22 protein-coding genes, 1 tRNA gene and 1 pseudogene are annotated in these 18,510 nt (G+C 62.1%); 5 read left to right on the forward strand and 19 right to left on the reverse strand.

Going from position 1 to position 18,510, the window contains the following annotated elements; translation table 11 throughout:
• Positions 1-25: 25 nt before the first annotated feature.
• Both H7687_RS11930 and cobO read right to left on the reverse strand, forming a co-directional pair.
• A complete protein-coding gene (locus tag H7687_RS11930; RefSeq protein WP_183347600.1) occupies positions 26-430 on the reverse strand; it encodes a cobalamin B12-binding domain-containing protein in 405 nt (134 codons plus the stop codon).
• 34 nt (positions 431-464) lie between these two features.
• A complete protein-coding gene (gene cobO, locus H7687_RS11935; protein WP_183347603.1) occupies positions 465-995 on the reverse strand; it encodes a cob(I)yrinic acid a,c-diamide adenosyltransferase in 531 nt (176 codons plus the stop codon).
• Between the two features lie 482 nt (positions 996-1,477).
• On the opposite strand from cobO, the gene H7687_RS11940 reads away from it, so the two are divergent.
• Positions 1,478-1,552, forward strand: a tRNA-Val gene (locus tag H7687_RS11940).
• Between the two features lie 44 nt (positions 1,553-1,596).
• On the opposite strand, the gene H7687_RS11945 is transcribed toward H7687_RS11940, so the two are convergent.
• The 7 genes from H7687_RS11945 to H7687_RS11975 all read right to left on the reverse strand — a co-directional run bounded on the left by H7687_RS11945 (position 1,597) and on the right by H7687_RS11975 (position 8,136).
• Positions 1,597-3,270, reverse strand: a complete 1,674-nt coding sequence (locus H7687_RS11945) for a sensor histidine kinase (RefSeq protein WP_183347605.1) — start codon at positions 3,268-3,270, stop codon at positions 1,597-1,599.
• 285 nt (positions 3,271-3,555) lie between these two features.
• Positions 3,556-4,368, reverse strand: a complete 813-nt coding sequence (locus H7687_RS11950; RefSeq protein WP_183347608.1) for a PAS domain-containing protein — start codon at positions 4,366-4,368, stop codon at positions 3,556-3,558.
• Positions 4,369-4,391: 23 nt separating this feature from the next.
• A complete protein-coding gene (locus tag H7687_RS11955; RefSeq protein WP_183347610.1) occupies positions 4,392-5,039 on the reverse strand; it encodes an outer membrane protein in 648 nt (215 codons plus the stop codon).
• Between the two features lie 128 nt (positions 5,040-5,167).
• Positions 5,168-5,593: a response regulator gene (locus tag H7687_RS11960; protein ID WP_183347612.1), complete on the reverse strand. Its 426-nt coding sequence runs from the start codon at positions 5,591-5,593 to the stop codon at positions 5,168-5,170.
• A gap of 1 nt (position 5,594) precedes the next feature.
• The gene (locus tag H7687_RS11965) at positions 5,595-7,451 is read right to left on the reverse strand and encodes a sensor histidine kinase (RefSeq protein WP_183347614.1); all 1,857 of its coding nucleotides are present in this window, start codon (positions 7,449-7,451) and stop codon (positions 5,595-5,597) included.
• Positions 7,448-7,594, reverse strand: coding sequence for a hypothetical protein (locus H7687_RS11970; RefSeq protein ID WP_183347616.1), 147 nt, complete (start codon positions 7,592-7,594; stop codon positions 7,448-7,450). The genes H7687_RS11965 and H7687_RS11970 overlap by 4 nt, the downstream gene beginning before the upstream one ends.
• Before the next feature lie 95 nt (positions 7,595-7,689).
• The gene (locus tag H7687_RS11975; RefSeq protein WP_183347618.1) at positions 7,690-8,136 is read right to left on the reverse strand and encodes a thioredoxin family protein; all 447 of its coding nucleotides are present in this window, start codon (positions 8,134-8,136) and stop codon (positions 7,690-7,692) included.
• Between the two features lie 156 nt (positions 8,137-8,292).
• Here H7687_RS11975 and H7687_RS11980 point away from each other — a divergent pair, with 156 nt between their 5' ends.
• Together H7687_RS11980 and H7687_RS11985 are read left to right on the forward strand one after the other, a co-directional pair.
• Positions 8,293-9,114: a polysaccharide deacetylase family protein gene (locus H7687_RS11980; RefSeq protein ID WP_183347621.1), complete on the forward strand. Its 822-nt coding sequence runs from the start codon at positions 8,293-8,295 to the stop codon at positions 9,112-9,114.
• A gap of 165 nt (positions 9,115-9,279) precedes the next feature.
• Positions 9,280-9,462 (forward strand): hypothetical protein, encoded by a 183-nt coding sequence (locus tag H7687_RS11985; protein WP_183347623.1) that lies wholly within the window; start codon positions 9,280-9,282, stop codon positions 9,460-9,462.
• A 71-nt stretch (positions 9,463-9,533) separates the two neighbouring features.
• Here the strand turns inward: H7687_RS11985 and H7687_RS11990 are convergent, their stop codons facing one another.
• The gene (locus tag H7687_RS11990; RefSeq protein WP_183347625.1) at positions 9,534-10,130 is read right to left on the reverse strand and encodes a hypothetical protein; all 597 of its coding nucleotides are present in this window, start codon (positions 10,128-10,130) and stop codon (positions 9,534-9,536) included.
• A 119-nt stretch (positions 10,131-10,249) separates the two neighbouring features.
• On the opposite strand from H7687_RS11990, the gene H7687_RS11995 reads away from it, so the two are divergent.
• A complete protein-coding gene (locus H7687_RS11995; protein WP_183347626.1) occupies positions 10,250-10,657 on the forward strand; it encodes a bacteriohemerythrin in 408 nt (135 codons plus the stop codon).
• 10 nt (positions 10,658-10,667) lie between these two features.
• On the opposite strand, the gene H7687_RS12000 is transcribed toward H7687_RS11995, so the two are convergent.
• The 3 genes from H7687_RS12000 to H7687_RS12010 form a co-directional block, all read right to left on the reverse strand.
• Positions 10,668-11,867, reverse strand: a complete 1,200-nt coding sequence (locus H7687_RS12000; protein ID WP_183347628.1) for a class I SAM-dependent rRNA methyltransferase — start codon at positions 11,865-11,867, stop codon at positions 10,668-10,670.
• A gap of 98 nt (positions 11,868-11,965) precedes the next feature.
• Positions 11,966-12,343 (reverse strand): hypothetical protein, encoded by a 378-nt coding sequence (locus H7687_RS12005; protein ID WP_183347630.1) that lies wholly within the window; start codon positions 12,341-12,343, stop codon positions 11,966-11,968.
• A 118-nt stretch (positions 12,344-12,461) separates the two neighbouring features.
• Positions 12,462-14,084: an ABC-F family ATP-binding cassette domain-containing protein gene (locus tag H7687_RS12010; RefSeq protein WP_183347632.1), complete on the reverse strand. Its 1,623-nt coding sequence runs from the start codon at positions 14,082-14,084 to the stop codon at positions 12,462-12,464.
• Between the two features lie 511 nt (positions 14,085-14,595).
• On the opposite strand from H7687_RS12010, the gene H7687_RS12015 reads away from it, so the two are divergent.
• Positions 14,596-14,973 carry a hypothetical protein gene (locus tag H7687_RS12015; RefSeq protein ID WP_183347634.1) on the forward strand — a complete coding sequence of 126 codons (378 nt, stop codon included), beginning with the start codon at positions 14,596-14,598 and terminating at the stop codon, positions 14,971-14,973.
• Here H7687_RS12015 and H7687_RS12020 read toward each other — a convergent pair.
• The 6 genes and pseudogenes from H7687_RS12020 to H7687_RS12045 form a co-directional block, all read right to left on the reverse strand.
• Positions 14,970-15,200 (reverse strand): hypothetical protein, encoded by a 231-nt coding sequence (locus tag H7687_RS12020; protein ID WP_183347636.1) that lies wholly within the window; start codon positions 15,198-15,200, stop codon positions 14,970-14,972. The two genes, H7687_RS12015 and H7687_RS12020, sit on opposite strands and share 4 nt — an antisense overlap.
• Before the next feature lie 16 nt (positions 15,201-15,216).
• Positions 15,217-15,912 (reverse strand): YggS family pyridoxal phosphate-dependent enzyme, encoded by a 696-nt coding sequence (locus tag H7687_RS12025; protein ID WP_183347637.1) that lies wholly within the window; start codon positions 15,910-15,912, stop codon positions 15,217-15,219.
• Between the two features lie 16 nt (positions 15,913-15,928).
• Positions 15,929-16,504: a Maf family nucleotide pyrophosphatase gene (locus H7687_RS12030; protein WP_183347638.1), complete on the reverse strand. Its 576-nt coding sequence runs from the start codon at positions 16,502-16,504 to the stop codon at positions 15,929-15,931.
• A gap of 208 nt (positions 16,505-16,712) precedes the next feature.
• Positions 16,713-16,913 carry a hypothetical protein gene (locus tag H7687_RS12035; RefSeq protein WP_183347639.1) on the reverse strand — a complete coding sequence of 67 codons (201 nt, stop codon included), beginning with the start codon at positions 16,911-16,913 and terminating at the stop codon, positions 16,713-16,715.
• An 86-nt stretch (positions 16,914-16,999) separates the two neighbouring features.
• Entirely contained in the window at positions 17,000-18,310 is a 1,311-nt protein-coding gene (trmFO, locus tag H7687_RS12040) for a methylenetetrahydrofolate--tRNA-(uracil(54)-C(5))-methyltransferase (FADH(2)-oxidizing) TrmFO (RefSeq protein ID WP_183347640.1), read from the reverse strand.
• Between the two features lie 98 nt (positions 18,311-18,408).
• Positions 18,409-18,510, reverse strand: a pseudogene (locus H7687_RS12045) (IS110 family transposase); the annotation flags it as partial.

Consider the following 18,510-nt stretch of genomic DNA (forward strand, 5'->3'; position numbering starts at 1 on the left):
TAGAACGTTGAACGTCCGTTGCGGTTTAGGCGTGGGGCGTGATGTTGTCGCGAACCCAGCCGACGATGGTCTCGGTGGAGGTACCGGGGGTGAAGACTTCGGCGATACCGGCTGCTTTCAGCCCGGGGATGTCGTCCTCGGGAATGACGCCGCCGGCCATGAGCATGATGTCGGCAGCCCCCTTCTCCGTCATGATCTCCCTCACCGCGGGAAGCAGGGTGTTGTGGGCACCGGAGAGGATGGAGAGTGCGACCAGATCGACGTCCTCCTGGATGGCGGCGGAGACGATCTGCTCCGGGGTCTGGTGCAGACCGGTGTAGATTACCTCGAAACCGGCGTCGCGAAAGGCGCGGGCGATGATCTTGGCACCCCTGTCGTGGCCGTCAAGACCAGGCTTTCCCACCAGCACGCGAATTCTTCTTTCAGCCATGGCAAACCTCCGATATCAGTAAATTGAATGGTAGTTATTTCTCGATGCCGACGCGCGCATCGACGCCGGCTTTGTAATAGTGCTTTATTTCACGCATCTCGGTGACCAGGTCCGCCGCCTCGATGACCTTCTCATGGGCGTTGCGGCCGGTCAGGACCAGTTCCACGTGTTCCGGCTTCGCGGCCATCAGCTCCAGCAGACGCTCCACGGGAAGAAGCCCCATCGACACCGCACCGTTCACCTCGTCGAGAATGACCAGGTCGTAGTCGCCGCTGCCGAGCTTCTCCGCAGCGAGGGCCAGCGCCTCGGCTGCGAGATCCTTGTCGGCCTGGGCCGGGTTGTCCTTGTTGACCCATCCGGGCCGCCCGGTCTGAATGATGGTGAGAAAAGGAGCCAGCTTCTCGGCGGCCATCTGCTCGCCGTAGGGCCCGCCCCCCTTCATGAACTGGATCATGCACACCTTCAGCTCGCGGCCGGTGGCGCGCAGGGCGAGCCCCAGCGAAGCCGTGGTCTTCCCCTTGCCGTTGCCGGTATACACCTGAATAAGACCGCGTTCGAGTTTCAAGACATCCCCCGGTGGTGTTTTGGCCGCGGCCGCCAGCTGCGGTTTGCGCTGACGCTAACGGAAGCTCCGCGGCGACGCAGCACTATAGCAACTGCTAAAGGAAGGTGTCAAGGCCAAAGAGGCGATATCTAGAACAACGTTAGCGGGAAGAGTTATGGGTTGGTGCTTAGACGGGGCAAGGCAAATCCCCTCTGTCTCCCCTTCGCAAAGGGGAGGACGTGGGGGCGCGGGCTGAGCTTCGTTGCGGAAGTTGTCGCTGGCGCCACTATATAAAGGGAGGATGTTGGGGCAGGTTGCTCAGGGGGCTAATAGAAGTGGCAGCAGGAATTGAAGTAACAGCAATATTATTTCGGCTCATGCTCCGGCAATAACTGTTGACGGTACATCGAATACTTACGGCATGCAACACTCTGAGACAGCGGTGCCCCCGAGAAACAAGCCTTGACATGCAAAAAGGCATCTGCTACATAGACAGGACGCATGGGCGATTAGCTCAGCGGGAGAGCACTGCCTTCACACGGCAGGGGTCACTGGTTCGAACCCAGTATCGCCCACCATGCTAACAGCAAAGGCCAAGTCAACGACTTGGCCTTTTTCTTTTTCAATCTCCCGCAGGGCACGCTGCCGTGCTCTCCGCTGCGCCCACGGGATCCGCGGCCGTCCCGTCGCCGGAGCCGACCGGGTCTTGGGGCACCACGATGAACACCCGCGTCCCTACCCCAAGCTCCGTCTCGATCCGGAACTCCCCCCCCAGGTAGTCGATCTTCTTGCGCAGGTTGAACAGCCCGAATCCCCCGCTGCGGCTCTTCTTCCTGGCCACCTGGTCCGGGTCGAAACCGGTGCCGTTGTCGGTGATCTCGATCTGCATGCGGCCGGCGTCGCTGCTCAGCCTGATGCGGGCCAGACTGCAGTGCGAATGCTTGACCACGTTCAAAAGGATCTCGCGCACCGCCTGGAAGATGGAGGAGCGAACCTCGTACCTGAGGGCCAGGGGGGTGTGGTCGTCGGTGAGCTCGAAATTAAGTCCGTAGTTTTCCCTCAACTCTTCCGCCAGCCACTTTATGGCAGCCCCCAATCCCGCATTGGCCAGGATGGGTGGGCGCAGCTGAAAAGTCAGCGACCGGATGTCCTGGATCGACTGGGAAAGGAGCTTGTCGATCTCCTCGGCCACCACGATTTCCTTCTCGGAGGTGAGTTCGTTGGCCAGCCACTGCAGCTTCAGTTTCACCAGGATGAGGTGCTGTCCGACCTGGTCGTGCAACTCGCCGGCGATGCGTTCGCGCTCGCGCTCCTCGGTGAGGGAGAGTTCCTGGGTCAGTGCCTCCATTTTCTTCTGGTGCTCGAGGATCTGGTCCTCGGCACGCATGCGCTCCTCGACTTCGGCGCGCAGCCGGGCGTTGGCCGCGGTGAGCGACTCCGTCCGCGCCGCGACCTGGCGCTCCAGCTCGCTGATGCGCCTGCGGGAAACCTCGCCGTAGGCCTCGGCTATGGGACGGCCGGTGCTGATGATGGTCTTCCAGAAGGTCAGCACCCCGACCAGGATGCAGAGGCCGCCGGTGTACTGGGCCGTCCTCCCGGCCCACCCTATCGGGCTCCCCACCGACTTCTGCAGCAGCACGCCGGCCAACCCGGTGGCGAAGAGCGCGAGGCCGGTGGCATACCAGCGCAGCTGTTCCACGCGGGTGCCGAGGTACTGCCTCAACGACAACGCGGCGGTTGCCGCGTAAAAAGCGATGGCGGCGGCCAGGACCACCCGGCCGGTCGAGGTGGGACCGGCTCCCTGCACGATGAAATCGGGCGCATGGCCGGTGACCGCGGCAACGGCAATGCTCGCCGAGATTACGGCGACGCCGAGGTAGGAGGTCAGCACCAAGGGAAGGCGCAGACGGGGAGCAGTTTCTTTGACATCGAGCAGCGGGATGACGGCACTGACCAGGAGCAGCAGGCCGCTCAGCAGGGCGCCGCTATTGTAGATGGTAACGGTGGTATTGGGGCCGCCGGGTTGGCCTATGAACCATCCCGACACCGCCCCTGCTCCGCCCAGTGCCAGCATGCCGCAGCCGAGCATGAGCAGGGGGAGGCGCCCGACAGCCAGAAAGAGCTTGGTGGAGATAAAGACGATGAAGAAAGGGGTGCAGGCGAGAAAAACGGTGTTGAGAGCGGGAAGCAGCGCGGTCGGCTCCAACACGACCTGAGGATCAGCCCAGTAAAGGGTTGCTATCAGCGTCGTGAAGCACGTGAGCAGCGGCGCAGCGATGTTGCCAAACCTGTGCATAATCAACCACCATCAACATCGGATAACGTCAGCGGGTGGCCTTGGCATGAGCACCACCGTCGAGGCGCCAACGGTGCAACCTGACGGCGTTTTCGTCCGCTTTTGCTGCCGCCCGATCCTCTCCGGGAGGGTAACGGCTCTTGGAGCCGTGGCCAAAATATCACACAATGCTTTTATTACAACGAAATAATCAGGTGACAGTTATTCAGCGCAGGAGGAATACTCATAAGAAAGGCCGGGTCACAGGACCCGGCCTTCTTGTTGTTAACGCGGCGAGTGAGAGGACTAAGCTTCCTCCGTGCGGGACAGGCGGTGGGTGATGTCCCGGTCGATGCCCCGGAACCCGCAAAAGACGCCGTCGGCGTCGAAGATGGGCACGCCGCTGGTCTCGAGCAGCACTTCCCTACCGTCCTTTCTGAGGTTGAGGTTTTCAACGTTGTGAAACGGCTCCTGGCGCGCAGTGAACTCGCCGAAAATCATGAGCAGCCGGTCGGCCTCGCGCCGGGGCATGAAGTCGAAAGGGGTCTTCCCCACCACCTCCTCGGCTGTGTAACCGAGCAGGTCAAACACCTTGGGGCTGGCGTAGGTGTAGACCCCTTCCGCATTCACCTCCCAGACCCAGTCCGAGGTTACCTCCACCAGCGTCTTGAAACGTTTCTCGCTTTCCCGCAGGGCCCCCTCGACCTGCCTCTGCCGGCTCACGTCCAGCATGACGATGCGGCACTCACGGTGCTGCTGCGAGACGGCGGACTCCAGCCGGACCGGTGTGCCATTGTGCAGCGTCACCTCGCACTCGACGCCGTCTTTGCGGCAGCAAAGCCGCTCCAGGTAATCGAGCAGGGCCGGGCGGTCCTGTTTCGCCACCAACTCCACGAAATCCATCCCCAAAAGGACGACGCGGTCTCTTTGCAGGAGGGTGCAGCAGGTCAGGTTGACCTTTTCGATGCGCCGCCCCTCCCCGATGGTCAGGTACCCCACCGGCGCGAAATCGTACAGTTCCGCGTACTGGGCCAGGGCCCGGTCCAACTGGGCGTAGGCATCCAGCAGCTGCTGGTTTTGCCGCTCCAGTTCCTGGTTCTGCGCATTGAGATCATTCATGACTGTCCCGTGACGTCTTCCGGTCAGAACTTCAGCCTAAGCCCCATGGTCGCGTTGTGCGTCTGGACCTCAAACTCGGTATTGATGAAGGACGCCTGGGAGGTGCCGAAGTAGCGGTAGGCAAGGTCGAGAGAAAGCTGCCGGTTCAGCGCGATCTCCAGTCCGGCGCCGGCTTGGTAGGCGAGCACCACCTGGTCGTCCGCCTCATAGAGAAAATCTCCCGCGGTGCTGACCACGTCGTTCAGGTGCAACGCGGCGAAGCCTATGCCGCCGCCCAGGTAGGGGGTGATGGGGGTGTTGTTGTGCATGTCGAAGAAGACGTTGGCCATGAAGGCGGTGGTGTCGACGTTGCCGTCGGCGATCCGGAAGCGCTGCCCGCTGTCCCGGTCGGTGACCCGGTTCAGCTGCAGGTCCTTGTAGGAGATCTCGCCTTCCAGGCGCATGAGGCCGAAGTCGTAGCCCAGGGTACCGCCGACGTTGAGCCCGGGGTCGAACTTGATGCGGTCGTTGAAGGTGGTGACCCCGTCGAAGCTGGTGGCGTTGACGGTCTCGGGAACGGTGACCCCGATGAAGCCGGAGACGTACGGACCGGGACGAGGGGGCGTCGCCATGGCGGCGGCGGGAAGAGCAAGCAAAGACAGAACGAGGATAGCGAGCAGGTTCTTTTTCATGGACGTCCTCCTTGTGTGTGGCTGGTCTCTTTCATAGCAGTACAGCGCTCAAACAAACGCGGACCAGTATACAGCGTGAGCAAGCGCTTGTACACTCTTGGATATCAACTGTACTTTACAACGTCTTGTTAGTGCGCCTTTGCTTCAGTACCGGCAGGCCCGGCCGGCGCCATAGCCGTGACCTTTGCCAGTGACTGCTCTATGGCTGAGAACAGATCACGGTAGTCGATGGGCTTTTCGATGTAGTGATCGAGTTGGAACCCCGCCCCCACCGAGTGCTCCAGGGTCGCTCTCCCGGCATCGGCGGTGATGAAGATGAACTGCACCTGCGGCTTGATCCCCCTGATGGCCTGCACCATGGCGACGCCCCCCATTTCGGGCATGTTGACGTCGGTGATCACGATGTCCGCGTCACGCTCCTTGAACAGCTCCACCCCTTCCCTGCCGTTCTGCGCAGTGCACAGCTTCAGGTCTCCATATTTGCGCCGCAGCACGACGGAGAGGATCTCCAGGGTGTCACGATCGTCTTCGACAAGCATCATGGTTGTTGCCATTTCAAACCTCTATCCGGAATTGGGCGCCGCCGTCCACGTTGCACGCGGTGAGCAGCCCCCCCATGTTTTTCTCGATGATGGTCTTGGACATGAAAAGACCGACTCCGGTGCCGGCCTGCGGCCCCTTGGTGGTGAAGTAGGGGTCGAAGATCCGGGGCAGGATCTCCTCCGGGATCCCCCCGGCGTTGTCGGTTACCGTCAGCACCGCCCTCCCCGCCTGTTCCGCGATGCTGACCTGGACCGCGGGAGCAGCCACCCCGCGCTCCGCGATGGCGTCGCGGGCGTTGACCAGGATGTTGAGCAGTACCTGGGCGAACTCGTTGGGGTATCCGTCTACCTCCGGGTCGCCCTGCTGCTGCACCCTGAGGGAGACCCCCAGGGACTGCAGGCTGCCGTCGACCAGCGACAGCACCTTGGCGACTTCGTCGGCCACCTTGAAGCGCAGCTTCTCCTTGTCCGGCCTGAAGAAGTTCCTGAAGTCGTCGATGGTCTGCGACATGTGGCGCACGATCGCCATGGACTTGGCGACATTCTCTTCGAGGAACTCCCGGTCCAGCTGCCCCAGTTCGTGGAACAAAAGGGGCTGCTGCACCAACAGTCCCAGCGCGTTCAGCGGCTGGCGCCACTGGTGGGCGATGTTGCCCACCATCTCCCCCAGGGCCGCCTGGCGGCTTTGCTGGGTGAGCAGTTGTTCCTGGCGGCGCACCTCCTCCATGGCCCGGATCCGCTCGGCGGTCTCCCGGCGCAGGTCGTCGATGGTGAGGGAGAGCTGCCGTTCCGCCTGGTCCCTTTCCGCGGCCCGGCGCTGCAGCAGTCGGGAAGCCTGGACCAGCGCCTCGGCCAGCTCCGAGGTCTCGCTGGAAGCGGTGGCGACTGCAGGCGCTTCTTCGCCGCTGCCGATCGCCAGCGCCGGCTGCACCAGCGACTGTATGTCGCGTGCGATGCGGCTGGCAAGCCAGCACGCCAACAGGATCCCGAGCAGCGAACTGGCGACGCCGATGCCTACCGCCCAGCGCATCCAGCTGTAGAGGTCTGCCAGTGCGACCTCGGCGGGGACCGCGACGGCCACGGTCCATCCGGAGAAGGAGGATTTGGAGAAAGCGGCAAAGGTGGTGCCCCCCTTTGCCGTCGCGATGAGCAGCGTCCCCTCGTTGCTGCGGGACAATGCGGCACGCAGATCTCCGGTCAGCTCCTTGCCGACGAATTCGTCGAGGTTCCTGGTGCGGGCGGTGATGACGCCGTTGCGGTCGACCACGGTGCCGTACCAGTCCTTGAAGACATTCTGGCTTTGCAGCACCGAGGAAAGCACCAGCGAGGGAAAAGACATGGAGAGGTCGTAGGCGACGGCGCCGTTGATGACCACCGGCACGTCGATGGCGATCACCGGGCGCTTGGTGACCGCGCCGCGAAAGAGGTTGCTGACGACGGGTTTGCCTTCCTCGAAGATGCGGCGCACGGTGTCGGGGTTGTTGCGCTTGGGGAGCTTGCTCCCCAGGGGGCGGTAGGTGTTCACCAGCTGCTGCCCGGTGCAGTCGGCGACGATGATGTCGGCGCCGGGGTAGTTCTTGAGGATTTCCCTGCTCTGGTGGTGCAGCGCCACGAAGTCACCCTTTTTGAAGGACGGGGAACTGCCCAGCGCGCTCAGGGAGGCCTGGACGTTGGCCAGTTCCCGGTCCACCGCCATGGTCATGGCGCGGGCGTTCTCGAGCATGTCGCGGCTCACCTGGTCCAGGTTGGAGACGTAGGCATGACGCGCCATCACGGCAGCGATGAGCCAGACCGGCAGCACGCAGGCGGCGACCAGGATGGACAGCTGGCGACGGATCGATGGCCTTCGTTGCTGCGGGGTGTCAATCATTCAAGCATCTCGGTGAGTATGGCATCGAGACTCTTGCCTTCATAGAGACTCTCCAGCAGCTTGTGCAGGGTGGTCTGGATGCCCTTGTATTGACAGTTGGCCACCAGTTGATTCTCAAGGATCTGCAGTTGGTCCCTTGTCATTGACACCTCCCTTTTCTCATTATGAGTTAGCTTCCAATTCTGCCAAACACTGGGTCGCTGTCAATGAGGTACTGGAACCTCTATGACAGAGACGGTCAACTCTTGGCCTGCAAACGCCTGAACCAGGAAACCACCGCCTCTGCCTGCTGCGCCCCGGGCAGTTGCTCGACCGACTTGCCGTTGCGCAAAAGGTGCAGTACCGGGATGCCGCGCACCCCGAACCGCCCCGACAGCGTCGGGCTTTCATCCGTGTTGACCTGGACCACCAGGGCCTCCCCGGCCAGAAGTGCCGCCACCTTTCGCACCGACGGTGCGAATGAGACGCAATGCGGTCACCAGGGGGCCCAGAATTCGGCGAGCACGGGGCCGGGATAGGCGGAGATGAAGGCATCGAAGTCGGCGTCGTGGAGCTCGCGGGGGGTGCTGTAGAGGGGTGGGAGCTTGGCGCGGCAGTTGCCGCACACCCCGGCTACCCCTTCCTTTTCGGCGGGGATGCGGTTTACGGCGCCGCAGCCGGGACACTTGAGCTGGAATGATGTCATGTCTGCCTCCTTTTGGGCGGAATTGGAACTGGAGAATTCTACCATCCCGCCGTTCATCCATCCCGCTCCTTTTGTTTGCGCGGATTCGGCGTTTCACATTTTTTTCGCTTTCTGGTATGTTGGGTTGTTTGAAAATCAACCGGAGGTTTTGTACCGATGAAGTTTCGTATCCTGCTCCTGCTCCTCGCCGTCGCCCTGCTGGCCGTAACCGGCGCACAGGCCGTCACCCCGGCCGCCAAGCCGGCCCAGCCCGCCGCCAGCCAGGGGGTCCACGTCCCCATACTGCTGTACCACCGCTTCGGCCCCACCGTGGCCGACGGCATGACCATCAAGACCTCGGTCTTCGAGGAACACCTGAAGTACCTGCGCGACAACGGCTACACCGTCATCCCGCTCAGAAAGCTCGTGGACTACTACCTGAAGAAGGGACCGGCACCCGCCCCGAAATCGGTGGTCATCGTCGAGGACGACGCGCACAAGTCGGTGTACAGCGACATGCTGCCGCTGGCCAAGAAATACAACGTCCCGGTCACCGTGTTCGTCTACCCCTCGGCGATCTCCAACGCCAAGTACGCCATGACCTGGGAACAGCTGAAAACCCTGCAGAAGAACGGCTTCGACATCCAGTCCCACACCTTCTGGCACCCCAACTTCAGGCACGACAAGAAGAAGATGGCGCCGGCGGAATTCGAGAAGTCGGTACAGACCCAGCTCAAGAAGAGTAAGGCGAAGCTGGAAGAGAAGCTGGGGACCAAGGTGGACCTGCTGGCCTGGCCCTTCGGCATCTACGACGACTACCTGCTCAAGAAGGCGGCCGACGCGGGGTACGTGGCGACCTTCACCATCGAGGCCCACCACGCGGGCCCCGGCGACGTGGCCATGAAGCTGCCGCGCTACCTGCTGATCAACGCGGACCAGGGCAAGTCCTTCGCCCGCATCGTCGAGGGGACCGCCCCGAAGAGGAACGTGGTGTACTAAGCTACCTCGGGGGGCTCTCCCAACGAAAGGCAAATCCCCCTAAATCCCCCTTTGCAAAAGGGGGACTTTTACCGAAGAACGTGGTCTATTAATTGGGTAAAAAAAGCGGCGCACGGCAATGGCGCCGGCGCCGCTTTATCACTCACAGCCCGTAAGAGCGGTCACATGGAAGAAAAGGAAGATTCACACAACTGCAAGAAGCACCCCTGTCCTGACTGCAGCTTCTGCCAGTGGTGCTCCGACGACAGGTGCAGGATGTGCCGGGGCAAGCAGTGCTCGCGCAAAAAACTCTCCAGCGCCGAACAGATCGCGCTTTACGAAGCGCTGAACCAGAAGAAGCCCGCCTAGAGCCATCCTGTGTCAGTATCCCGCTTCAAATCCCTCAAGTAGTCTCATCTCCATCCGAATAGTAGCTTGGGTCAGATATCCGTCCCCTGGCGCACCACCACGTTTCTGACCGCCACCCGTGCCTTCACGCCGCAAAGCTCGCGAAACAGTGAGGCCAGGTACCTGATGGTCACCACCTTGTGGAAGAACGATTGCGTCATCCCGTAGCAGAGCTTGCGCAGCCTGCTCGGGTTCCTGCTGCCCAAAAGGAGCGGGCAGTAGTCGGAGAGCTGCACCGTGACGCGCCCTCCATCTTGCCCGGTGGTGTTCAAGAGGGAAAACATGCCGCTGTCGCATTCCCCGGGCTGGACCAGGATGCCGCCGCTGATGCAGAGGTGGACCGCCTGGGTTTCCCGGTCCGCTTCGAAGCGGGCCGCGCTGAAGGCGAGCAGAGCATAACGGGTCCCGGTGACCCGGAACTCGACGCCGGCGGGTTCCATGACCGGGGTGATCAGCCCCAGGGTGCAGCGATGCACTACCTTGAAGTAGTGCTCCAGCAGGAAGGCGGGGTCGGCCCGCAGTGCCGCATCGGCGGGAAGGTCGATCCACTGCACGGAGTAGACGGAGGAGTCCGGCAGCAGGATCTGCTGGCATGAGATTTCCAGTTCAAGCTGTCTGGGCTCGGCCATGAAGGCTCCGGGTGCTACGGCGAAGTTGGCGGCGAAGGGAAAAAGATAACACAGAGTGGGTCCGGTTGGCTACGGAGCAGGCATACATAGTTTCAACACGCCCCCAAAGGGAGAGGTTCATGGAAATAATCGAGTGGTCGGAAAGTTTGAGTGTGGGGATCGTGAAGGTAGACGAGCAGCATAAGATGTTGATCCAGATGATGGATGAGCTGGACAAGGCGATCAGGAACAACGAGAGTGCCGACGTGGTGGAAGACGTGCTCACCAACCTGTTCAACTACGCGCAGGCCCATTTCGCCGTGGAGGAGGAACTGTTCCGTACCCACAGATACCCGGAGATGGCCCTGCACGAACTGGAGCACCAGCGCTTCATCGCCAAGGCCTTCGCCTTCAAGGAGCGGCTGAGCTCCAAGCGCCCGGGGCTCGCCCTGGAGTTGCTGAACTTCCTGTCCAGCTGGGTGCTGAACCACATCGAACTGACCGACAAGCGCTACGCCAGGTTCCTGCACGACTGCGGGGTGACCTGACCCCGGCCGGTCACCCCTTGACGGCGATGACGTACTTGAGGTAGCGCCCTTCGGGGAAGGTCACCGGGTAAGGAAAGTCCTCGGGCTGGCCGCCGAAGGAAACCACCTGCAACTGGTCCCCACCCTGCAGCGCGCCGCGGCGCAGTTCCTTTAAGTAGTCCGCCAGGTCCACCTTCTGATGGTTGGAGGAGGAGATCAGCACCCCCCCCGTTTTGAGCAGCTTGAGCGCCGCAGCCACCAGGTCCGAGGTGCCGCCGCGCGTGGTGAAGCGGCTCTTGGCGGTGGTGGAGAAGGAGGGGGGATCCATCAGGATCACGTCGTAGACCTTCTTCTGCCGGGCCAGTTCGTCCAGCATCGTGAAACAGTCCCCGACCAGGAACTCGTGCCGCTTGGGGTTGAGCCGGTTCAGCTCGAAGTTCTCCCTGGCCTGGGCCATGTAGCCGGGCGAGGCGTCGACGCTGGTGACCAGGCTCGCCCCGGCCGCGGCGGCGGCAACCGAGAAGGCGCCGGTGTAGCAGAACAGGTTCAAAAAGCGCTTACCCTGCACCCGCGCCATCAGGTCGCGCCGGTGCTTGCGCATGTCGAGGAAGAGCCCGGTGTTCAAGCCGCGCTCGAGGCTGACCCGGTAGGTGAGGCCGTTTTCCCGCACCAAAAGCGGCTCGGGAGCAGGCTTTCCTGCCAGCAGCCGGCCGTACTTCTTGTCGTCGCTCTCCGCCTCCAGTTCCCTCGTGTTCTGGGGGCGTCCCTTTTCGTAGATCCCCGCCGGTGCCAGCAGCTCTTCCAGCGCCTGGGTCACCAGTTTCAGATGCCTGCGCCACCCCGAGCAGTACACCTGCACCATGAGGTAGTCGCCGTAACGGTCCACGGTGAGCCCGGGGAGGCCGTCCCCTTCGCCGTTGACCAGCCGGTAGGCGTCCGAGTCGTCCAGTTGCGCGTGGTTTTTACGCAGCGCCACGGCCCGTTCCAGGCGTGCCTGCACCCAGCCCCGGTCGAGACGCATGCGCTGCCGCGACAGGATGCGGGCGACGATGCGGTCCTTGGGATCGAGCAGTGCCGAGGCGAGGAAGCGCCCGGAGCCGTCCACCAGTTCCACCAGGTCGCCGGCCTCACCGGCGGGCCACTTTTTGGTATAGGCATCGGCGATGATCCAGGGGTGCCCAAGCTCGATCATGCGCACCGACTCGTTTCCTACCAGGTACTGTTTGGACATGGGACTCCTTCTTTAAACTATGCGTTGCCAAGAAACAAAAAACAGGGGCGGCGATCCCGTACGGGATGCCGCCCCTTTTACCTTGCTGTCGCGATGCTCTAGTGGGTGACCTGGCCGGCCTGCTCGGCGGCCATAGCCTGGCGAGCCTGCTCCAGGGCGTCGAGCTCCTTGATCTTCTCGCCCAGCCAGTAGTGCAGCTCGCGTGCGGTCTGGTGGTTCACCACGATGCCGTTGATGACCTGGCGCACCAGGCTGCGGCCCAGATCCGACGGCTCTACCTCGGTCTCGGGACCAATCTGGCCGGCCTGGGTGATCTCGTGGCTGATGGCGTTGGGCAGCGGCTGGCGCTCGAGGTAGAAGTTGATCACCAGCTCACCGCGCGGAGAGATGCCGCCGTGGGCGCCATTGACATAGATGGGGTTGTAATCGTAGGTGAAGATGTATTTAAAGGTCATTTCGTTCTGGTTTTTCGCCATTGCAGATCTCCTTTGTTTGATGTCATTGAATTACAGCACCGCTCTTATAGCACGGAGCGGGCGCTCAAGGCAAACAATCAATGTAACCGGCATTAATCTTACCGATCAGCAACCCTTTTCAGGCATGGGCGGTCTTGGAGAGGTAGTAGTCGTAATTCCCCTCGTAGACGCGCATCTCGCCGTGATCGACCTCGATGACGCGGTCGACCAGCTTGCGCAGGAAGTGGCGGTCGTGGCTCACCAGGATCACCGTCCCCTGGAAGTTTTCCAGTGCATCGAGGAGAATCTCGCGCGAGCGGATGTCCAGGTGGTTGGTCGGCTCGTCCAGCACCAGGAAGTTGACCGGGCGCGCCAGCAGCGTGGCCAGCACGACACGGCTCTTCTCGCCGCCGGAGAGGTTCTCGATGCGCTTGTCTACGTCGTCCCCCTGGAACAGGAAGGCCCCCAGGAGGTTGCGGATCACGCCGATGGTCGCGAGCGGGATGACGTCCTGCACCGTCTCGAAAATGGTCTTCTTGGGGTCGAGGATCTCCATGGCGTGCTGGCTGAAGTAGCCGAGTTCAACGTTGGCGCCGAGGCTGACGCTCCCTTCGGTGGCGTCGGTCTGGCCGGCGATGGTCTTCAGGAAGGTGGACTTGCCGGCGCCGTTGACGCCGACCACCGCTATCTTGCTCAGGCGCTTGATGACCCCGGTGACCCCGGAGAAGATGGGATGCACGCTGCCGTCGGGGTTCGACCAGCTCTTGCCCAGGTTGTCCATGGCCACCACATCGTCGCCGCTTCTGGGCGGTGTGGCGAACTCGAACTTCACCACGCGCTCCTCGGGCGGTATCTCGATGCGTTCGATCTTCTCTATCTTCTTCACCCGCGACTGAACCTGCGCGGCGTGCGAGGCACGGGCGGCGAAGCGGGCGATGAACTCCTCTTCCTTGGCCAGCATCTCCTGCTGGCGCTTGTGACTCGCCAGGAGCTGTTCGCGGCGGATGTCGCGTTCCCTCTCGTAGAAATCGTAGTTGCCGCCGTAGGTGGTGACGGTCTTGTTGGCCACCTCGACGATGCGGTTCACGACCCGGTTCATGAAGTCGCGGTCGTGGCTGGTCATCAGGAGCGCGCCCTTGTACTCGTTGGCGATCCACTCCTCCAGCCAGATGATGGATTCAACATCCAGGTGGTTGGTCGGCTCGTCCAGAAGGAGCACGTCGGGCGACAGGGTGAGGATCCCGGCCAGGGCCACGCGCATGCGCCAGCCGCCGCTGAAGGATTCCACCGGGTTGTGGAAGCGGTCCGGGCCGATGCCGAGGCCGGTCAGCACCTCCTTCGCGCGCGAGTCGAGATCGTAGCCGCCGCGGTGCTCGAATTCCTCCATGGCGGAGCCGTAACGCTCCAGTAGTGCCGCCATGTCGTCATCGGACATGGGGAGCCCCATCTGCTCCTCCATCTGCTTCAGTTCGCCGGCCAGGCGCACCGTCTCAGCAGAGACCGCCATCACCTCTTCCAGGGCGGAGCGTCCCGCCATTTCGCCGATGTTCTGCGAGAAGTAGCCGATGGTGGTCTTCTTGGCGACGGTAATATCGCCGGCGTCGATATCTTCCTCCCCGGTGATGATCCGGAACAGCGAGGTCTTGCCGGCGCCATTGGGGCCGACCAGGCCGGAACGGGTGCCGGGCAGTATCTGGAAGCTGGCGTCGCGGAAAAGGACCTGCGAGCCGTGCTGTTTCGTGATGTTGGACAGATGAATCATGCTTTCTCCCTGTGCTGAATTCGCAACTTATCAGCGTTAGCACGAACCCGGCCGCAGTGACAACTTAATTTTCTTCAAGAAAGGCAAACCATTGGCCACGGAGAAAATCTGAGAACTTCGGAGAAAAGCTAAAGCAGAAACAAACCGGTAACAAGGAGAAAGTCTGAGGACTTCTGAGAACTGCAAAGAATTTGAGAAAGCGTAAAGGTTTGACCAACTAGGGCGTGCCGTCAGGTTTTCTCAGAATTTCTCAGATGTTCTCCGTGGCTGACGGTTTTGGCTTTGTTGGGTCATTTAGCGTAATAACCGAACAGGACCTGTTCAAAAGCCGTACAGGATAGAACACCGACTCCGGCCGGCAAGGCCCTGGAACCGGTCTACCGCCACTGCAACAGGGCGTAATGACATGCTTTTGTTCTTAATGAGAGATAATGTCACCTGGAGGGTTTTTGGGCGTTGTTTGTGCTATGGCAAGAACAACGAACCAGATCCGGTAGCGGGAGGGGAATTTATGAACATGTTCGGCGCACTGATGATGACCGTCACCATGACCATGACCGCTGTCATGTTGCCTCGCATCTACATGTCCTGGATGGTGGCGGAACGCTACTTCCTGGAGGGAGAGATCGAGCAGCTGATGCAACTCCTGGTCGAGCAGAACAACTGGGTCTGGCGGCAGTTCGGTTGCGGTGCGGTGGCTGTGGCCATGATCTGGATGGTGCGCAACTCCCAGCACGACTTGGCCATCCCGGCTTCCATGGAGGCGGCGCTGGCCATCTACGCCACCATCTCGCTGCTGTTCGCCATACTGGAATCGGTGGTCGCCCAGCGCGTTTCCACTTTCCTGGCGCTGGCACCGGCACCCGTCAAGATTACCGATGAAGACTAGTGCTTCCTGAAAGACTCGACACCGCGTCGCAGCAGGTTGGCCAGGTAGATGGCCACGAACATGATCAGCGCGACGTTGACGAAGCGGGTCCAGACAGGATCGGCCGCGGCGGCGCTGCTGCCGAAGTTGCGGTAGAGATACCAAGCACTAACTGATGCCCCCACCACGGCGCCCGCTACAACGAAGGGGCGCCGTAGCTTTGATACCTGCTTTTCCTGCCCCGGCATCATGGCCTCCCCCGTTTCAGTGGTACTGGCGCTCGCCGAACAGGGCGGAGCCGACCCGCACCAGGGTGGCGCCCTCCTCGATGGCGGCTTCGAAATCGCCCGACATCCCCATGCTCAACTCCAGCATCTCCACCCCAGGGATGGCAGCCTGTCTCACCTCTTCGGCCATCTCGCTCAGTTTGCGAAAGTAAGGGCGCGCCCCCTCGGGGTCGTCGAAGAAGGGGGGCATGGTCATCAGTCCCTTCACCTTGACGTGCGGCAGTTGCGCCACCTCGCGCACCAGGTCGAGGAGCTCTTCGCTGCTGGCCCCCCCCTTGGTCTCTTCGCGGGAGATGTTCACCTGTACCAGGATGTCGCACACCTTGCCCAGGGCGCCCCACTGCCGGTCGATCTCGCGGGCGAGACTCAGGCGGTCCACGGAGTGTACCAGGTCGACCTTGCCGGCGATCTGGCGCACCTTGTTGCTCTGCAGGTTGCCGATGAAATGCCACGAGATCTCAGCCGGGAGCTCGGGTTGCTTCGTCACCAACTCCTGGACGTAATTTTCCCCGAAGATAACCTGGCCGCAGGCGAAGGCCTCCGCTATGGCAGCGGCCGGCTTGGTCTTGGAAACCGCTACCAGGCGCACCGTTTCGGGATCACGCCCTGCCCTGACCGCGGCCTGCGCGATACGTTCCTGGATCTCCCTGAGATGTTGGGCAATATCCCCCATTAGCTCCCCCTTCCTGCTACAGCGCCCCCAGGACCCTGAGCTTCTCGACCACTTCGCACAGCGGCAGCCCCACCACGTTGGTGTAGGAGCCGTCGATCTTCTGCACCATGTGCGCGGCGCCCCCCTGGATGGCGTAGCCGCCGGCCTTGTCGAAGGGGCAGCCAGTGGCGATGTAGGCGTCAATCTCCTCGTCGCGCAGCGGCTTGAAAAAGACCTTGGTGCGCACGGCCTCCACCACGGCGCCGTCGCGCTCCCGGTCGTAGATGGCGAAGCCGGTCACCACCTCGTGCGGTACGCCGGAGAGCTTTCTCAGCATGCGCTGCGCATCGGCGTGATCCTTGGGTTTGCCCATGATCTCGCCGTCGCAGAGGACGATGGTGTCGGCGCCGAGGAAGAAGCGTCCCTCGGTCATTCCGGCCGCGGCCCTCGCCTTTCCTTCGGCCAGACGCAGCACGTGGTCGACCGGCTCCTCGCCGGGGAGCTGATCCTCGCAGATGTCGGCGGGCACGACGCGGAAGCTGATGCCGGCGGATTCCAGGAGCTCGCTACGGCGGGGTGAGGCGGAGGCCAGGACGATGGTGGTTGCGGACATTGTTTCTCCTCTTGCCCCCGCGGCGGGGGCGGATAACTGCCGATATGTCTGTCCCCCTCTCCCTTTGGGAGAGGGTGCCCGGAGGGCGGGTGAGGGCGATGCCATAAAGGAACTGATCGCCACTTGCAGCGCCCTCACCCCTGCCCTCTCCCGGGGGGAGAGGGAGGATGGGAAGATGGTGTTGGGGCACCGGCGGATGGGCGAATGATTATTCGCCCCTACAACGGCGGCAGAATCTAAAGATCAGGATGACGGCAAGGACGACGATGACACCCAGCACCGTCTTCCAATGGGTGCCGGTGACGACGCCGTACACGAGGCACGCGGCTCCCATGACGAAGATCAGGGCCTCCAGCGAAAGCAGCCGACCGACAACGCTTATCTCCTGCCGTTCCTTGTTCCCCGTCATAGCACCCTCCCCGGCACGCCCGGCAGGCGGCCCGAAATCCCCCGTGTCCCCTCTTTGGCAAAGGGGGGGACGCTGGGGCGCGGCGGCTACCCGGTTACCTTAGGCAGCCACGCTTGCAGTGCCTCCAGGCCTCGTTGGGCCAGGAGTCCGCGCTTCTCCTTCTTCTTGATGCGCCCGATGAGCGGCGGGAAGAGCCCGTAGTTGACGTTCATGGGCTGAAAGTGCGCCGCTTCCGTGTTGGTGATGTGGCGCGCCAGCGCGCCGATGGCGGTTTCGGCTGGAGGGACGATGAGCTCTTCCCCTTTCGCCAGGCGCGCCGCGTTGACCCCGGCGACGAAGCCGCTGGAGGCGGACTCGACGTAGCCTTCCACGCCGGTGATCTGCCCCGCGAAGAGGATGCGCGGATCGCTCTTCAACTGGCAGGTGGCGGCAAGGAGTTCCGGCGCGTTGATGAAGGTGTTGCGGTGCATGGAGCCCAAGCGTAAAAACTGCGCCTGCTCCAGGCCCGGGATCATGCGGAAGATGCGCTTCTGCTCGGGCCAGGTGAGCTTGGTCTGGAAGCCGACCAGGTTGAACATGGTCGCCTCGCGGTTCTCCTGGCGCAGCTGGATCACGGCGTACGGTTCCACGCCGACCCGCGGATCGGTGAGCCCCACCGGCTTCATGGGGCCGAAGCGCAGCGTTTCCACGCCGCGGCTTGCCATCTCCTCGATGGGCATGCATCCCTCGAAGTGCAGCACCTTCTCGAAACTCTTTGGCTCAACCTTCTCGGCGGCCAGGAGCTCCTTGACGAAGTTGTGGTACTGCTCCTCGTCCATCGGGCAGTTCAGGTAGTCGTCGCCGTCACCTTTGCCGTAGCGGGAGGCGCGGAAGGCCTTGTCGTAATCGATGGAATCGGCGGCGACGATGGGGGCGATGGCGTCGTAGAAATAGAGGTAGCTGCCGGCCAGGCGCCCGATCTCTTCGGCCAGGGATCCGCTGGTGAGGGGGCCCGAGGCGACCACCACGATCCCCTCCTCCGGGATATGGGTCAGCTCTTCGCGCACCACCTCGATATCGGGATGCTCCTCGATCTTTTTCGTGATGTAGCTGGAGAAGAGCTCGCGGTCCACGGCCAGCGCGCCCCCGGCGGGGACCTTGGTGGCCTCGGCCCCTTCCATGAACAGCGAATCGAGGCGGCGCAGTTCTTCCTTCAAGAGACCGACGGCGTTTTCGAGGGAGTCGCCGCGCAGCGAGTTGGAGCAGACCAGTTCGGAGAGCCCGGGGAGGTGGTGTGCCTCGGAATACTTGCCGGGCTTCATCTCGTACAGGCGGACCTTCACCCCGCGTTTTGCCGCCTGCCATGCCGCCTCGCATCCGGCCAGTCCGCCGCCTATTACCGTGATCTGCTGAGTCATTCTTTCTCCTGAAACAAAACGGAAAACCGTCTCTCGTAAAGACGTAAAAAAGCGAGAACAAAAACTATAAATTTAACGCAAAGCAACCGTGTTCTCTGTCAAGCAAAAGCGTGGCTATCGCTCCAAGGCTGGTTATCTCTGAGCATTGCATTCAGTATGACCAGGAGCTTTCGCATCGTAGCGGTTATAGCCACCTTGTG

The sequence above is a fragment of the Geomonas paludis genome (genome assembly GCF_014193585.1).
Classification (GTDB): Bacteria; Desulfobacterota; Desulfuromonadia; order Geobacterales; family Geobacteraceae; genus Geomonas; species Geomonas paludis.

What these genes read in the sequence shown, in the direction of transcription:
- H7687_RS11930 (WP_183347600.1), bottom strand. Translation starts at nt 430, where the DNA reads ATGGCTGAAAGAAGAATTCGCGTGCTGGTGGGAAAGCCTGGTCTTGAC.
- H7687_RS11945 (WP_183347605.1), bottom strand. Translation starts at nt 3,270, where the DNA reads ATGCACAGGTTTGGCAACATCGCTGCGCCGCTGCTCACGTGCTTCACG.
- H7687_RS11950 (WP_183347608.1), bottom strand. Translation starts at nt 4,368, where the DNA reads ATGAATGATCTCAATGCGCAGAACCAGGAACTGGAGCGGCAAAACCAG.
- H7687_RS11955 (WP_183347610.1), bottom strand. Translation starts at nt 5,039, where the DNA reads ATGAAAAAGAACCTGCTCGCTATCCTCGTTCTGTCTTTGCTTGCTCTT.
- H7687_RS11960 (WP_183347612.1), bottom strand. Translation starts at nt 5,593, where the DNA reads ATGGCAACAACCATGATGCTTGTCGAAGACGATCGTGACACCCTGGAG.
- H7687_RS11965 (WP_183347614.1), bottom strand. Translation starts at nt 7,451, where the DNA reads ATGATTGACACCCCGCAGCAACGAAGGCCATCGATCCGTCGCCAGCTG.
- H7687_RS11970 (WP_183347616.1), bottom strand. Translation starts at nt 7,594, where the DNA reads ATGACAAGGGACCAACTGCAGATCCTTGAGAATCAACTGGTGGCCAAC.
- H7687_RS11980 (WP_183347621.1), top strand. Translation starts at nt 8,293, where the DNA reads ATGAAGTTTCGTATCCTGCTCCTGCTCCTCGCCGTCGCCCTGCTGGCC.
- H7687_RS11985 (WP_183347623.1), top strand. Translation starts at nt 9,280, where the DNA reads ATGGAAGAAAAGGAAGATTCACACAACTGCAAGAAGCACCCCTGTCCT.
- H7687_RS11990 (WP_183347625.1), bottom strand. Translation starts at nt 10,130, where the DNA reads ATGGCCGAGCCCAGACAGCTTGAACTGGAAATCTCATGCCAGCAGATC.
- H7687_RS11995 (WP_183347626.1), top strand. Translation starts at nt 10,250, where the DNA reads ATGGAAATAATCGAGTGGTCGGAAAGTTTGAGTGTGGGGATCGTGAAG.
- H7687_RS12000 (WP_183347628.1), bottom strand. Translation starts at nt 11,867, where the DNA reads ATGTCCAAACAGTACCTGGTAGGAAACGAGTCGGTGCGCATGATCGAG.
- H7687_RS12005 (WP_183347630.1), bottom strand. Translation starts at nt 12,343, where the DNA reads ATGGCGAAAAACCAGAACGAAATGACCTTTAAATACATCTTCACCTAC.
- H7687_RS12010 (WP_183347632.1), bottom strand. Translation starts at nt 14,084, where the DNA reads ATGATTCATCTGTCCAACATCACGAAACAGCACGGCTCGCAGGTCCTT.
- H7687_RS12015 (WP_183347634.1), top strand. Translation starts at nt 14,596, where the DNA reads ATGAACATGTTCGGCGCACTGATGATGACCGTCACCATGACCATGACC.
- H7687_RS12020 (WP_183347636.1), bottom strand. Translation starts at nt 15,200, where the DNA reads ATGCCGGGGCAGGAAAAGCAGGTATCAAAGCTACGGCGCCCCTTCGTT.
- H7687_RS12025 (WP_183347637.1), bottom strand. Translation starts at nt 15,912, where the DNA reads ATGGGGGATATTGCCCAACATCTCAGGGAGATCCAGGAACGTATCGCG.
- H7687_RS12030 (WP_183347638.1), bottom strand. Translation starts at nt 16,504, where the DNA reads ATGTCCGCAACCACCATCGTCCTGGCCTCCGCCTCACCCCGCCGTAGC.
- H7687_RS12035 (WP_183347639.1), bottom strand. Translation starts at nt 16,913, where the DNA reads ATGACGGGGAACAAGGAACGGCAGGAGATAAGCGTTGTCGGTCGGCTG.
- trmFO (WP_183347640.1), bottom strand. Translation starts at nt 18,310, where the DNA reads ATGACTCAGCAGATCACGGTAATAGGCGGCGGACTGGCCGGATGCGAG.